The sequence below is a fragment of the Arenibacter algicola genome, assembly GCF_000733925.1.
In the GTDB taxonomy this organism is placed as follows: Bacteria; Bacteroidota; Bacteroidia; order Flavobacteriales; family Flavobacteriaceae; genus Arenibacter; species Arenibacter algicola.
This window is the reverse complement of record NZ_JPOO01000001.1, coordinates 2,125,861-2,142,279: the sequence shown is the minus strand read 5'-3', so window position 1 is coordinate 2,142,279 and position 16,419 is coordinate 2,125,861. Positions and strand designations below refer to the sequence as shown.

Genomic DNA, 16,419 nt, shown 5'->3' with positions numbered 1-16,419 from the left:
AACGCTATAAAAAATAAAAGATATGAAACATACATCTATAAAAATAATTAGTTTACTATTTCTTGTTTTCTTCACTGCTTCATGTGAGCAAGAAATGCCAGAAGCTGCATTAGAGGCCGCCGAAGGCGGGGGAACATTACGAAATTACACTGCCTATACTATCGATGCTGCGGATCCCAGTGGATCCAATGTATATGGGCGCGTGGTTTTCTGGAAAGGTACCCTAAACAGAACACTTGTTCAGGTTTCCCTTTATAACACCATTGAAGGGCAACAACATCCTGCACTCATTTTAGAAGGTGCCTCAGGAGTGGGAACAACTACCCTGCTAACTCTGGATACGGTTTCCGGAGATACGGGCGAACTAAATGACAACAAGTTTTACGTCATTAGCGACACTTCCTTTTATGATGGACTCCTAGACCTGGATGCGCACATAAACATTTACCTGAGCGAAACAGACAATACGGTTGTCGCCTCAGGAAATATAGGCGCAAATGCCGATCCGGTAGAAAGTAATTAAAAATTAAACTCATAAACTTAAATACAATAACATTATGAAAACATTAGACAGAAGAGCATGGTTAAAAAGGGGTGCTTTGACAGCTGCAGGCGCAATGGTAATGCCCCATTTGAGTTTCGGAATTTCCGAGATGCCCAAAGCACCTTTGGCACTTGATGCCCAGGGAAATGCCATTTATACTCCATTTTTTAAGGAATTTTTACCGGCATTTAGTCGCGAAATGCCGGTATTGGAAGCCAAATTGAATGCTAATGAAAACCCTTACGGTCCATCCCCTAAGGCAATCTCAGCCTTACAGAAAGTAGCCTTTAAAGGCAATCGTTATGCCTGGTACGAACTTTTTGACCTGATGGGCAAAATTGCTAAGGAAGAAGGTGTGGATATCAAGAATATTATGATGGGACCGGGATCATCAGATCTTTTGGAAAAAACAGCCATGGTCCTATTTGCAAACGGTGGCAATGTAGTATCCGCAGACCCAACTTATATGTCATTGATTCGCGTTGCGGAGGCCACAGGTGCTTCTTGGAAGGCAATTCCCTGTAAGGCAGATTGGTCACATGACCTAAAAGCCATGGAAGCTGCCATTGACGCAGATACAAAATTGGTATACATCTGTAATCCTAACAATCCTACAGGAGCAATGACCGATAGTGCTGAATTGGTGGATTTCTGTTCAAGGGTATCAGAAAAAGTTCCCATTTTCGTGGATGAGGCCTATATGGGCTTTTTAGAGGATGGTGCCAAACAAAGTATGGTGTCTCTAATAAATGAAGGCAAAGACGTTATAATAGCCCGTACATTCTCAAAAATACACGGTATGGCCGGCCTTAGGGTGGGATATATCGTGGCACAGGAATCTACTCTTGCAAAACTTGAAAAAGTTACCCGCGGGGGTATGGGCATTGCTTACACCTCCATATTTGCAGCTACTGCCAGTATGGATGATGTAGCCTTTCAGGACAAATCCAGAAAGCTTAACGCTGAATGTCGCGAATATGTCTACCAAAGCTTGGATAAAATGGGCTTTGAGTACATTCCGTCTTCCACAAGTTTCATAATCTTCCCAATAGAAATGGAAGGAAAGGCATTCCTGGAAAAAATGACTGCCCAAAAAGTAGGTGTTCGTGCCTTCGAGATCATGGGCAAGAACTGGTGCCGTGTAAGTATGGGTACCATGGAGGAAATGAAGCTATTTACAAAAGCGTTGGAAAAAGTATTGGTTTAAGTTGAGTTTACCCACAGGTTGGATCAATAGGAGGGCCGTAAAGATCTTTCTATGATCCAACTACTGTTGGGTTTTTTATTACGGAAACCCCCGAACGGAATAGCGAATTATTAAGAACTTATAATATGAATTATGCATTACAAAAAACATTAGAACTCCTACTGATCATAGGTCTGGGTCTATTACTACAAAAAAAGGTAGCTAAGGATGACCTAAAAGGGATAAAGACCTTGATATTGAGTGTGGCATTGCCAGCTACAATTTTTGTAGCCCTATTAAAAATAGAACTCAAAGGGTCATTATTGATTTTCCCCCTGATGGCCCTAGTATTTAATTTTATAATGGCCATAGCCACCAAATACCTATTGGCATCATCATTACCTAAAAATGAAGGAGCCAAAAAAAGAACATTGACAATGCTCCTCCCCTCTTTGGCACCAGGCCTCTCCTGTTTTCCCTTTATCATAGTCTACTTGGGCGATGAATATCTGGCCTTGGCCGCATTGGCAGACTTGGGGAACAAAATCTTTGTCCTTATCCTTTTGTATATGTTAGGGATGCACTGGTATCATGCCAGGGCCGTCAAAGATTTGGTTGCAACTACTTCCAGCAAGTTAAAAGGCCTGTTTCTTTCAATGCTGAATGAACCTATTAACTTGGTTATAATAGTAGCTCTGGTACTATTGGGATTCGGACTTAGCCTTAGCTCCTTTCCTGAGTTCTTGGAGAATACCATTGTTAAAATGAGCTTGATTATGACACCTTTGGTGCTCCTTTTTATTGGTATGGCAGTACGTATAAAATTTAGGGAATTCGGCTTTATCTTTTCACTTTTGATGAGACGTGCCGGAATCACCTTTTTACTATCGGCTATTTTTGTGTTCCTTTTTCCAGCATTGGCTGCCCCAATGATTTTATTAATTGTGGTATTCCCACAAAGTGCCTGCAGTTTTTGGCCGTTTGCCCATATGAGTGCAGTAAGTACATTGGAGGAAAAGGACGAACAGAAGAAGCCTACTTTCGATATTAACTTTGCAGTTAATATTTTGGCTTGTTCCATGCCGTTTTCCACTATTTTGATCATCAGTATTTTTTCTTTCAGCGATTTTTTTGTGAACCCAGTAGTGCTAACGGTTACAGGAATCATAATGGTGGCTGTCACCTATATTCCTTATTTGATCACTAAACTGAAAAGGAGCAACAAGTCCGAGGAAGTTGTTAACTACAATACCTTTTTTGGAATAAATACCAATGCACATTCATCGGAAAATAATTAATACTTCTTAATAAGTACTGTGAGTTTTTCTAAAAATAAAAAGGCCCCTGAAATACCTTCAGGGGCCTTTTACTATTATTTAATTGGACCAGCTTAAAGGATACTTCCTTTTTTACTAACCTCCAAAGGAATACGATATATCACCCCTTGCTCGAAAGTTCCTTTTGTAACCTTTTGGAAATCGATACTATTTCGAATATAGGTTTCCAATGCTTCGTTTTCTGTTTTAACACTTAGAACCCGTAAATAATCACCGTTGTCCAAGGCAACACGTATCTCTGCCGTTGCGCCACGAATCTCATCGGGAATAATATTATCGCTCAACATTTGGAAAACCTGGGTTGTAACCGCCTTCGCGGGTTTTGCTTCTCCTTTTTGGGGATCGGTTGCAAATACTTGAACTACGTTCAACAACATTGCAGCCATCAAAATAAATACTGACTTTTTCATATTTTAAGAATGTTTTGAATATATTTTTTTAACTAATTCTACTCAAACTTATTAAATATATCGCAATAAAGGCCGTCAATATTATAGATTTAATAAATTTTAACATTACAAAATACGAATATGCAAAATACAGGCAAAAAGCTAACGAATCGTCAGGTTTTCTTAGGTTTGGCTTAGTCAATAGATTCAAACTTGGAAGATAAATATTTTGAGAAAAAGGGTCTAAAAATATATTGAAGCAATTACTAGAAATTCATTTAATGGGTTCCATAAACCTTTAACAGGATTGTTGCCTATAAAATCCTTACATAGGCTAGTACTTATTTATAGTTTTTGTTTCCGTAGCTTAAGTGCCTGGCGGCATCATACTTGGTACAAGGCCAACTGCAATCAGAATTACCTCACTCTGCTCGGTGATCCTGTTTGGGGATCGGGGCTTAAGATAATCCGATACAGGCTGGCGCCTGTCCGTATTTTTTGTTTTCCTCCGCTTAAGTGCCTGGTAGCACTACGCGTTGGAAAATCGGATAGGAGGAACGGGATTAATTCCCGCTCCGACCTTCCACAGCACCCAGCGTACGGATCCGTACTGGGCGCTTCCTTAAGTTTTGATACTAACCTTTCGATATTGGTCTGACAGCATTACATAGCCTGCTTTTCTCAGATTTTCCGTGGTGATTGTGGTCTTAAGGATAAAACTATTAGCTGTATGCCAATAGCTTTTCCTTGTATTTGCCCATTCCCAAGCCTTGGATTTCTTAACCCCTAGCTTGATAAGATTCTTCACTCCGGTTCGTATCCGTTTCCATTGTTTCCATATCACCATCCTGATTCGTCTTCGGTACCACTCGTCTATTTTAAGAAGCAGATTCTTCATGTCTGCCAATTTGAAGTAGTTCACCCAACCAGTGATGTACTGGCGAAGGGCTTCTTTTCTTCGGGCATTACCCCAGCCATTACTACGGGATGTCAGCTCTTTTATTTTAGCTTTCATTTTGGCTACACTCTTTCGGTGTATCCGTAGCCGTCCTTCTCCTTTGCTTTTGTGAAAGGAGTATCCAAGGAATTTGACCTTCCTTATGTGGGCACTTTGGCTTTTATCCCTATTCACTTTTAAGAACAGTTTATCCTCTATAAAGTGGATCATTGAGCCCATTGTCCGTTCTGCACTGCGTTTACTTCTGCATAGTATCAGAAGGTCATCAGCATAGCGTACAAATTTATGCTCCCTACTCTCTAGCTCTTTGTCCATTTCGTTCAACATAATGTTGCTTAAAATTGGACTTAGTGGACCTCCTTGCGGAACCCCCTCTTCACTAGTCCGTATTTTGGATCCTACTTGCACTCCCGCATTGAGATATTTATGTATCAGTGATATCACTCGACCGTCTTTTACAGTACGGGAGAGTATCTCTATCAGCTTGCTATGGTTTACCGTGTCAAAGAATTTTTCTAAATCCAAATCTACTGCATACTTGTAGCCTTCTGTGATATACGCCTGACATTTCCTTAATGCTCCGTGGGCGTTGCGCCTTGGTCTGAACCCGTAGCTATTGTCGCTAAATTGGGGTTCATACATTGGCGGGAGAACTTGGGCAATCGCTTGTTGGATACACCTATCTATAACTGTAGGGATACCCAGTTGTCGCTTTTGTCCATTGTCTTTGGGAATAAGTACCCTGCGAACAGGGTTGGGGCGGTAAGTACCCTTTAAAATGGATGCAATTAGTTTGTCCTTGTGCGTGACTAGATAATCTTTTAATGATTCGACTTCCATCTTGTCCACACCCCCAGATCCCTTATTCCGCTTTACCTGTAGGTAAGCTTTGTTAAGATTTGAAGGGGACACAATCAGCTCTAATAGTCCATCTCCTAATTGATTAGTATCCGTGAGGTTATTTTCAGTTATCCATAGATACGTCTGCCCTCCCACATAGCCTTCGGATGCCGTCCTGTTCTTTTGTGGGCAGGTCTCTTGTATTGAGATTTTCTGCGTTCTTCCGTTCATATGGTAACATTCATTTACTGCTCACTCCTTAAAGTTCAGTCCTTCCTTAAGTGAAGTCTACTTAAGTACTATGACCTCGGCTGACCCCTCATGACAAGCTTTACTCCGCGTTTCATACTTTGTTTCCACACGTTCATGAGGTCTCCCCAGGTAAGAACGATATCTTTCATCCCATCTACCTGCTACATTTACCATGTTGTCTCCGAGCAGTGTTGGACTTCGGTTTGTTGTGTAACTTTATCCAGACAACTTTGGCCTTATATGTAGTTCCTGTACGTCAGGCCAGGATTTTGCCTCCAGCTTCCTTCAGATTCCACCTCACGATGGACACCCTTGCTTTTGGCTAACACTTCCCACTGCTAGAGCGTGTTCGGGACTTGCACCCTATAGATATCGCCCATGCTAGGCACACATCGGATAGGAGGAACGGGATTAATTCCCGCTCCGACCTTCCACAGCACCCAGCGTACGGATCCGTACTGGGCGCTTCCTTAAGTTTTGATACTAACCTTTCGATATTGGTCTGACAGCATTACATAGCCTGCTTTTCTCAGATTTTCCGTGGTGATTGTGGTCTTAAGGATAAAACTATTAGCTGTATGCCAATAGCTTTTCCTTGTATTTGCCCATTCCCAAGCCTTGGATTTCTTAACCCCTAGCTTGATAAGATTCTTCACTCCGGTTCGTATCCGTTTCCATTGTTTCCATATCACCATCCTGATTCGTCTTCGGTACCACTCGTCTATTTTAAGAAGCAGATTCTTCATGTCTGCCAATTTGAAGTAGTTCACCCAACCAGTGATGTACTGGCGAAGGGCTTCTTTTCTTCGGGCATTACCCCAGCCATTACTACGGGATGTCAGCTCTTTTATTTTAGCTTTCATTTTGGCTACACTCTTTCGGTGTATCCGTAGCCGTCCTTCTCCTTTGCTTTTGTGAAAGGAGTATCCAAGGAATTTGACCTTCCTTATGTGGGCACTTTGGCTTTTATCCCTATTCACTTTTAAGAACAGTTTATCCTCTATAAAGTGGATCATTGAGCCCATTGTCCGTTCTGCACTGCGTTTACTTCTGCATAGTATCAGAAGGTCATCAGCATAGCGTACAAATTTATGCTCCCTACTCTCTAGCTCTTTGTCCATTTCGTTCAACATAATGTTGCTTAAAATTGGACTTAGTGGACCTCCTTGCGGAACCCCCTCTTCACTAGTCCGTATTTTGGATCCTACTTGCACTCCCGCATTGAGATATTTATGTATCAGTGATATCACTCGACCGTCTTTTACAGTACGGGAGAGTATCTCTATCAGCTTGCTATGGTTTACCGTGTCAAAGAATTTTTCTAAATCCAAATCTACTGCATACTTGTAGCCTTCTGTGATATACGCCTGACATTTCCTTAATGCTCCGTGGGCGTTGCGCCTTGGTCTGAACCCGTAGCTATTGTCGCTAAATTGGGGTTCATACATTGGCGGGAGAACTTGGGCAATCGCTTGTTGGATACACCTATCTATAACTGTAGGGATACCCAGTTGTCGCTTTTGTCCATTGTCTTTGGGAATAAGTACCCTGCGAACAGGGTTGGGGCGGTAAGTACCCTTTAAAATGGATGCAATTAGTTTGTCCTTGTGCGTGACTAGATAATCTTTTAATGATTCGACTTCCATCTTGTCCACACCCCCAGATCCCTTATTCCGCTTTACCTGTAGGTAAGCTTTGTTAAGATTTGAAGGGGACACAATCAGCTCTAATAGTCCATCTCCTAATTGATTAGTATCCGTGAGGTTATTTTCAGTTATCCATAGATACGTCTGCCCTCCCACATAGCCTTCGGATGCCGTCCTGTTCTTTTGTGGGCAGGTCTCTTGTATTGAGATTTTCTGCGTTCTTCCGTTCATATGGTAACATTCATTTACTGCTCACTCCTTAAAGTTCAGTCCTTCCTTAAGTGAAGTCTACTTAAGTACTATGACCTCGGCTGACCCCTCATGACAAGCTTTACTCCGCGTTTCATACTTTGTTTCCACACGTTCATGAGGTCTCCCCAGGTAAGAACGATATCTTTCATCCCATCTACCTGCTACATTTACCATGTTGTCTCCGAGCAGTGTTGGACTTCGGTTTGTTGTGTAACTTTATCCAGACAACTTTGGCCTTATATGTAGTTCCTGTACGTCAGGCCAGGATTTTGCCTCCAGCTTCCTTCAGATTCCACCTCACGATGGACACCCTTGCTTTTGGCTAACACTTCCCACTGCTAGAGCGTGTTCGGGACTTGCACCCTATAGATATCGCCCATGCTAGGCACACACAAAAAATCCGATCACTTTCGTGATCGGATTTTCTTGGTCGGGGTGGCAGACCTAACTACATACACCCAAAACACTGTATTACAGTTATTTGTGAAATTTTATTTCGTTTTGTACACCTATTTGCACACTCAAAACCAAGTAAGAACCCTAAAGATATTATTTGATGTTCTTTAGTATCATAAAGATACAAATAAAATGAAGTTTAGATAGATAGCTGTTGATCATGATTAAGTATCTTTCAATTAAGTTCAAATTTCCTCCCATTGAATTGATATGTTTTAGAGATGCTGATAATTATAATTGTTACCATTATTTTACTAACTGTATCACCTGAATATTATCATTATTTTTTGAAAAGATAATATTTGTGCTATTGTGGTGCTTCAGCGCTTTGGCATCCCTTACATCGCCGTTAATAAAAACTCCAAATTTATCATTTGGAATAACTAGAAATTCACCGTTCCCAACACCTTCCAACAACAAACCTTTCCCTGCATCCGAAGGTCCTTGCTGTACTCTAAGAGGATAATAATTTCCTGCCAAAAGGATATCCAAAATATTGTCACCTGTAAAATCTTTAACAACAATTCCCTGTACCGCAGTAAACTGGGCCCTTATTGGCAATGAATGAATTTGAAAACTATCTCCTTTATTTTCCAGATAAAGACTTTCAAAGTGATAAACACTTAAACGTTTGGATGTTTCCAATTGTTCTTTCGAAAAAATATCGCTCAAAGTAGCCGACGCATATTGGGAATGTTTAAGAAATTTTTTCTTCAATAAAGGAAAGGCCTCTTGCATCTCGCTTAAGGAAGCTATTGGATACCGCTTACCTTGAATATATGAGCTAAATACAGAGGTTAACACACCGTCATCCCTGAAATCACCAATATGGGCTTCCAATGGTTCCTTCCGGGACACCTTAAATGGCATATTTAATCCGATATTCCCAACTATTAGATCTAGATCTCCATCTCCGTCCATATCAGCACTTTCAACACTTTGCCATAATCCATTTGAATCTGAAAGGTTTAACTTTTTTGACTTTTCCAATAATTTACCATTTTGGTTTACAAATACACGAATTGGCATCCATTCCCCCACCAACACAAGATCCAACCACGAGTCATTATCTATATCCGTCCAAATTGCATCAGAAATCAAACCAGGATGCCGAAGTTCTGGATTTACGTTATCTGTAGCAACCGTAAACTTAATGGCCCCTGTTGAACGGTCGGTATCATTCCTTAAAATTCCTCCCAAAGCAGCGTTTGGATAATTCCCCGGCATACTTCCTCCACCTATAAACAAATCTTCATCTCCATCATTATCGTAATCCCCGGCAGCAACAACACTACCATTGGAAAAAGCCTTGGGCAATACACCTTCAGGTGCTTTTGTAAACTTACCAAATCCATCATTTAAATAAAGCCTATCCATTAATTCTTCTGAACCTAAAGGATATTCACTACCGCCACTAACACTATAAATATCTTTATCCCCATCACCATCAACATCAAAGAACACAGAACCCAAAGTTTCCACTTTTATAGATTTTCTGTCGCAATCCAAAGTAGATTGAATGTACTTACCATAGGGTCCAGATATAAATAATTCATCACACTGTCCTGAAGCACCGCCAATAAAAAAATCATCAACCCCATCATTGTTTACATCAGCAACGGATAACTTGGGTCCAGATCTAGAACTTTGCTTTAGGGCCAATCTATCTACTTTAAACTCAACAAAGTTATTTTCATGATGCGAATATTCTATACCAAGGGTATCCGTAACCTCCTTAAACAACTTTATGGAAACCTCGTTGCCATTGATGTTGTCAGGTTTTGAATCGGACTGATTGTATTCCAGCAATGCATTGATCTCAATGTCAGTATTCTCTGTTATATGCCCATTGGGCCATTTAATTCTAATATCTGCCTTCGAAGATTTTCCCAATCCAAAATATAGTACAGGATCTACTGAGGACTGATATCCCCTTACAGGGTAGTTTTCCAAGAACTGTACTGTAGAATCAGTGGTAATCCAAACCTTAGTCCCAATGGCAGAAGTGTTTTTATCGTTCCCTTTTAATTTTATTTTGATAAAATTATTTTTCAAATTTTCTACCCTGTTTTTGTACACGCCCAATGATTCATTAGTGTTACTTACTAATAAATCCAAATCTCCATCATTATCGAGATCTACATATGCGGCACCTGTAGATACATTGGGCGCTGAAAAACCCCACTCGTTTGAAACATTCTCAAAAGTAAGGTCTCCTCGATTTCTGAACATATAATTTGGAATTTTTGTTGATGGCATTTTTTTTACCAATTCGTAAATAATCTTGGAAAATTCTTTCTTGCCCTTGTCATCAAACAAACTCTTTCCCTTAGCGCTTGCCTTTGCCATGGCCTCATTGACTTCGAACATCATAAAGTCTTTGTTGGTATAGTCGCGTAGGTAGCCGTTGGTTACAAATAAATCCTTTCTACCATCATTATCAAAATCAGCTATTAATGATGACCAACTCCAGTCTGTATTAGAAATTCCCGCCATCTGCCCAATCTCGCTAAATATTGGCAACTCATTATCATCCAGTCCCTGTCCCAATTGCAGCATATTGCGCATTTGTTGTTTGTGATAACTACTGTCTACAGCCAATTGATAACGATCATAATCATCAGAACCCTTTAATATTTTTTGCCTATAATTATCTTCGGGGAGCATATCCAATGTGACTAGATCCATTACCCCATCATTGTTCACGTCGGCAGCGTCATTTCCCATTGAAAATTTTGAAATGTGCCCAAAAGACTTTTTACTTGTATCCTTAAAGGTTCCATCACCTTTATTTATATATAAAAAATCTTGTTCGTCATAATCATTGGACACATAAATATCTGGCCAACCGTCTTGATTAAAATCGCTTATGGACACGCCTAAGCCAAAGTTTAATCCACTGCCATAGATCCCGGCACTTTCACTAACATTCACAAAATTATTCCCATCATTTCTGTACAAGGAATTCCCAAAAAAAGGATGCCTGGTATTTCGCAGCTTGGTACTGTTATAAAATGGGGAGTAAAATGTTTTAGAATGGTTCAATAGAAACATATCCAAATCCCCGTCTAAATCATAATCAAAAAACACCGCCTGTGTACTATAGCTTCCTTTTGCATCAAGACCATATGCTGCAGCTTCATCTACAAATTGGGGCACATTATTATCTCCCTTTCCTTTATTGATAAACAATTGATTGGACCTACCCTCCTCTGTCGCCAATCCGGAATAGCAAACATAAATATCCAGAAGTCCATCCCCGTTGACATCGGCTACACTAGTGCCCGTTTTCCATCCTTCCCTACCTTGAACACCTGAAAGATGGCTTACATCCTCAAATTGGAAACTTCCCTTATTAAGATATAGCTTATTTTCCACAATGTTTCCTGTCAGATAAATATCTGTTAAGCCATCATTATTAAAATCACCAACACCAACACCTCCACCATTATATAGGTATTCATATTGCATTACATTTAGTGCTTCCGTTTCAACTACTTCATTTACAAATGTAATTCCGGTCTCACTATTATTCAAAGCCACAAATAAAGTAGGTTCCTTGTTTTTGCACCCCAATAAACACATACAAAAGGTAAAAAAGCATATTGACATATATTTTAAAATCTGTTTCATATAGCGCTATTGAATTGATAATTCAGACCATTAAATGGTCTGACCCATTAATAATGTTTTATAATAAATAAAAAATAGCTACGAAAAACTTCCGTAGCTATTTTTTTTAATGTTTCAAAATAAAAACTACCATCCCAAAATCTGTTTTGCAGCAGGATTTTTATCTATCTCATTTTGTGGAATAGGCAATACATAAAGCTTAGAAGGAAAACTTCTAGTCTCAAATTCAAATTTGGTATACGTATAGTTGTCTCCATCTTTTTCTATCCTCATACCGTAGAGTGGTCCGTTTAACAAACTCTCCGCTATCCCCCATCTTCGGATATCAAAGAACCTATGTTCTTCAAAGGCAAGTTCTATACGTCTTTCGTTTCTTATTTTTTCCCGCATTTCACTTTGTCCCAATCCGCCTTCAAGATCAGGAATTCCTGCTCTTTCACGAATTAAATTAATGGCATCATAAACACTCTGATCGGGTCCTGAGGCCTCATTTTTGGCTTCAGCATAATTCAATAAAACCTCGGCATACCTCATAAATATCCAATCTTGATCACTGGATTGGGAATAAATAACCAAATCCTCATTATGAAATTTACGAAGGAAGTAGCCGGTATTCATGAAAGCATCTGGACTCCCTTCCAAGCCACCTTCGTACAATTCAATTTCTCGGCCCCTAAACATTGCCCCATCGTGTACCACGGTAGCCTCAAATCTTGGATCCAAATTTTCAAATGGGTTATTGGGATCAAATAACGAAGATGTTGCCTGTGGTTCCCCATTGACCATATCATATGCATCGACAAAATTTTGGGTGGGCAAATTACCTCCCCAACCACCATCACTGGTCCCTTTAAACGTATTGGGCGTGTTATAAACATCCCAACCTGCTCCTTGGGTTCCCCCTGCATTGGTTTGATGGTGTTTATCTGGATATTGGAATTTTTTGGCAAAAATAATTTCATCATTATTTTTGGTAAGAAATATTGTTCTATAATCCGGGTAAAGGCTATACTCCGTACCTATTACTTCATTGGCCGCACTTGCGGCATCGGACCAACGTTCCGCATAAAGCAACACTCTACTTTTAAGGGCATTGGCAGCGCCTACCGTTGCCCTTCCGGCATCAGTTTCACCTTTATTGGGAAGCAATGCCACAGCATTGTCCAAATCGCTAACAATAAAGTCAATAATTTCATCATAAGTAGAACGCGGTATTTCGAAACTATCATCTAGGGTTAAACTTCTATCTATAAGTGGCACACCGGTCGGCTCCCCTCCTTCAGACTTAATACCATACAGCCTTAAAAGTTCATGATACATAAATCCTCTTAAAAAATAAGCTTCCCCCTTTAATTTGTTGCGAAGGCTCTCGTCTTCCAATCTATCTAAATTCTCTATTGCAGAATTGGCCTTTCTTATTAAGTTGTAATAGTCTGCCCAAGTTTCGCCCCAGGGCACATTGCTTGGTAGAAAATCCCCAGTTTGCAATTGATTGGAATGTGTCCAACCCATACTTACATCCCCATCATCCGTGGCTCCATCCAAGATGTATAATCCTTTCGCCCAACCGCCATAATTACGGTCAAAACCGGAAGGCATTCGCCCATAGATAGCATTCACAAACTGGATAGCTCCCTGTGAATCTGTCCATACCAATTCCTCAGTAAGTGAATCTTTAGGCACTTGATTAAGTAAGTCCTTTTCGCAACTAATGCACATTGTGATGCACAATATTGTACATCCTAACTGTATTATTTTTTTTATTGATACGTTCATTATACTCTTATTTAAAAATTAAGGTTTAAACCAACATTCCAAATTCTTAATTGAGGATAACCCCAACCTCTATCCTGACTGTTTTCAGGATCATAATTTTTGATCTTTGTCCAGGTAGCAACATTGTTGGCATTTACATAGAGGCGTATTCCTCTAATAAAATTCTGGTTTAATTTATCTACCGGCAAATTATAGGCTAATTCAACATTTTTTAACCGCAAATAGGAAGCATCTTTCAACCAAAAAGAAGACCCTCTATGATTGTTGGTGGCCTCAATAAGCACACGGGGTTCACTTGCATTTGTATTTGTCGGGGTCCAACGGTCCAAATTCTGTTTGAAAGCCCCTGAGGTCCCCAAAAAGAAGGGCCAAGCTCCCTCTCCACTATAATATTGGTTTACATTGGTTGCACCTTGTAACAAGAATGAAAATTCAAAATCCTTGAACTGTAGATTACCCCTGTATCCAAAAATAATTTCCGGTGTATTTGAAGTACCGATAGCCGTTCTATCAAAATCGTCTATTTTACCATCAGGAACTCCATCTGGTCCATTGATATCATCATAACGAATATCCCCAGGAGCGGTATCTGCAAAATGTGTTGGAGCATTATCTACTTCCTCCTGTGATTGAAAGAGCCCTAGGGCACGTAATCCAAATTGGGTTCCCAGAGGTAGTCCAGTTCTTCTAATGTTGGCATTGTCCGTTTCAGGTTCATCAATAAATATGACTTTATTTTTAGCATAGGTTAAGTTAGCATTCATTGAGTAACGCCAATCTTCGTTAATGCGATTTAAATGTCCTAGCTCCACTTCAAATCCACTATTATTAACTTTCGCTAGATTTTCAACTGGCAACCCTACCCCCAAAAGACCAGGAACAGTAAGATTTCTAGAACCTAAAATATCACTTCTCTTATCGGAAAAGTAATCAAAACCCATGGTCAAAGCGCCATTCCACAGTGTAGCATCTAAACCAATGTTCAATTTTTTGACGGTTTCCCAAGTTACATCAGGGTTGGCCAAATTACCCTCAACAATTGCCTGCTGAACATCTCCATTTCCAAAAACAGCACTTCCATTTACATTATAAGATTGTAAGTAAAGGAACCTTTGGCCTCCAATACGATCATTACCCAATACACCATACGAACCTCTAAGTTTTAATAAATCAATAGTTTCAGAATCTTCTAAAAATGATTCCTTAGAAATAACATAAGCCACAGATCCTGATGGAAAAAACCCCCATCTTTTACCTGGAGCAAATTGCTCGGATCCATCCGCTCTAAAACTCCCTTCCAGTATATATTTGTCTTTGAATGACCAATTTAATCTTCCTACTACACCTTGTCTCCCACTTGTTCCCGAATAACCTCTGTTGTTGCGGTTAGCCGTACCTCCAAAATCTATCTCATCAATAGCCAAGGTATATCCATCCCTGTTGGCACTTAAAAAATTCCAAGTCTCCTTTGTCTGTGTATATAAAACCAAAGCGGATAAATTACTATTTCCAATTTCCTTGATATAATTTAAATGACCTTGAAACGTAACCGATTGGTAATCGTTATGATCTTGGTAAAGAGAAGAAGCAGCATCTGCTCCACTAGGGTTGGCTACAAAAGTACCATCTCCCAACCTAGAGTAAAAGGGTGTCTCAATAAAGGACCAATTTTTTTTGTCTGTAATTGTCTTGTCATAAGAAGCTATCCCTTTAAAAGAAAGACCTTCCAATGGCAATTGCTGTTCAATTTGAATTCGCCCCTTAAATACCTGGTTACTTTCCTTTCTATAGCCGTTTTCCGGTAATGTTAAATATGCAGGACCACTTGAATAGGTTCCGTTGGACCATTTAATTGGAGTCTTATTAGGAGGAATCGAAGACAACCATCTAAATACTTCGGGATTCCCAATTGAGTTGATTTTCTCGTCGCGACCAGACACGTCAAAGGAAAGTTTGGTCGTATTCGTTACCGCCGCATCAATATTTGATCTAAAATTATACCTCTTGAAATTATCGGCCGGTATAACACCGTCCTGATCCAAGGATCCGAATGAGGCTGCATACTGTACTTTTTCCGAACCACCATTTGCAGAAATATTATGTGTTTGTACCAATGGTGCTTTGTTCAATACTGAGAACCAATCAGCATTGGGATGTGTATCTGGGTTACTACCATCCTGGTATCTCTGCAAATCCTCTTCTGAATATATAGGCGCCTGACCCTGGTTTGCCAAGGCTTCATTATATAACACGGAATATTCATATGAATCTAAATATTCAGGATCACGGGTTCGTTCCTGAACCCCCAGACTTGAAGAAAAATCAATTTGCATTTTTCCGGCCTTACCCCTTTTTGTTGTCACAAGGATAACCCCGTTACCCGCCCTCATTCCAAAAACCGCAGCACTTGCCGCATCTTTAAGAATAGAAAAGGACTCTATTTCATTTGCATTCAATTGGGAAAAATCCCGAGATGAACGCACTATTCCGTCAATTACATAAATTGGCGATGCATCACCGGTTGTACCAATACCTCTAATAAATATATTAGAGCCATCCCTACCCGGTTCACCCGAGCGTTGGGTTGCTACAATACCCGTAGCCTGGCCTACCAACGCATTACTAAGGTTTGGTGTTGGGTTTTTGGCTATTTCCTTTTGGTCTACCTGAGATACAGAACCAGAAATATCACTTCTCTTCTGGGAACCGTAACCAATTACCACTACTTCGTCCAATTTTGCAGAGTCTTCCACTAAGGATACATCCACAGTAGTTTGCCCACCTACAATAATTTCCTGGGTTTCAAAACCCAAATACGACACTACGAGTACAGCATTGTTTCCTGCCTGAATGGAGTAATTTCCATCGAAATCACTAACTGCACCTATTGTGGTACCCTTTACCACAATATTAACACCGAATAAGGGAGTACCGTCGGCCGCAGCCCTTATAGTCCCGTCAATAGTTTTTAGCTCTTGTGCAAATGCATTGACACAAACTAGGTAAAACAATAACAACAGCCCGCAAAGTTTTTTTGGAGGCTTCACTTTTTTTGAATTTAAAGATTGGTTTTTTGTCATATCAGTTAGTTTAGTTTTTACAAGTGTAATTACAACACCAGCAAATAAATAAAATAAAATCGACATCACC

The 16,419-nt window shown here is 40.0% G+C and carries 9 protein-coding genes; 3 read left to right on the top strand and 6 right to left on the bottom strand.

The genetic code is table 11. From position 1 onward, the window contains the following. The first annotated feature begins 22 nt into the window (after positions 1–22). The 3 genes from U735_RS0109085 (at position 23) to U735_RS0109075 (ending at position 3,028) form a co-directional block, all read left to right on the top strand. Entirely contained in the window at positions 23–523 is a 501-nt protein-coding gene (locus U735_RS0109085; protein ID WP_083260630.1) for a hypothetical protein, read from the top strand. Positions 524–557: 34 nt separating this feature from the next. Next, the gene (locus U735_RS0109080; RefSeq protein WP_031443523.1) at positions 558–1,751 is read left to right on the top strand and encodes a pyridoxal phosphate-dependent aminotransferase; all 1,194 of its coding nucleotides are present in this window, start codon (positions 558–560) and stop codon (positions 1,749–1,751) included. 125 nt (positions 1,752–1,876) lie between these two features. Next, positions 1,877–3,028 (top strand): AEC family transporter, encoded by a 1,152-nt coding sequence (locus U735_RS0109075; RefSeq protein WP_034248126.1) that lies wholly within the window; start codon positions 1,877–1,879, stop codon positions 3,026–3,028. Between the two features lie 92 nt (positions 3,029–3,120). On the opposite strand, the gene U735_RS0109070 is transcribed toward U735_RS0109075, so the two are convergent. From U735_RS0109070 to U735_RS0109045, 6 genes are all read right to left on the bottom strand, one after another. Then, the gene (locus U735_RS0109070) at positions 3,121–3,477 is read right to left on the bottom strand and encodes a hypothetical protein (protein WP_031443521.1); all 357 of its coding nucleotides are present in this window, start codon (positions 3,475–3,477) and stop codon (positions 3,121–3,123) included. Positions 3,478–4,078: 601 nt separating this feature from the next. Further along, positions 4,079–5,485 (bottom strand): group II intron reverse transcriptase/maturase, encoded by a 1,407-nt coding sequence (gene ltrA, locus U735_RS0109065; RefSeq protein WP_031443520.1) that lies wholly within the window; start codon positions 5,483–5,485, stop codon positions 4,079–4,081. A gap of 491 nt (positions 5,486–5,976) precedes the next feature. Continuing rightward, positions 5,977–7,383 (bottom strand): group II intron reverse transcriptase/maturase, encoded by a 1,407-nt coding sequence (ltrA, locus tag U735_RS0109060; RefSeq protein ID WP_031443520.1) that lies wholly within the window; start codon positions 7,381–7,383, stop codon positions 5,977–5,979. 723 nt (positions 7,384–8,106) lie between these two features. Then, positions 8,107–11,493, bottom strand: coding sequence for a VCBS repeat-containing protein (locus U735_RS0109055; RefSeq protein WP_083260622.1), 3,387 nt, complete (start codon positions 11,491–11,493; stop codon positions 8,107–8,109). A gap of 126 nt (positions 11,494–11,619) precedes the next feature. Then, positions 11,620–13,269 (bottom strand): RagB/SusD family nutrient uptake outer membrane protein, encoded by a 1,650-nt coding sequence (locus U735_RS0109050; protein ID WP_083260621.1) that lies wholly within the window; start codon positions 13,267–13,269, stop codon positions 11,620–11,622. Positions 13,270–13,280: 11 nt separating this feature from the next. Beyond that, positions 13,281–16,349, bottom strand: coding sequence for a SusC/RagA family TonB-linked outer membrane protein (locus U735_RS0109045; protein ID WP_031443517.1), 3,069 nt, complete (start codon positions 16,347–16,349; stop codon positions 13,281–13,283). Between the last annotated feature and the right edge of the window lie 70 nt (positions 16,350–16,419).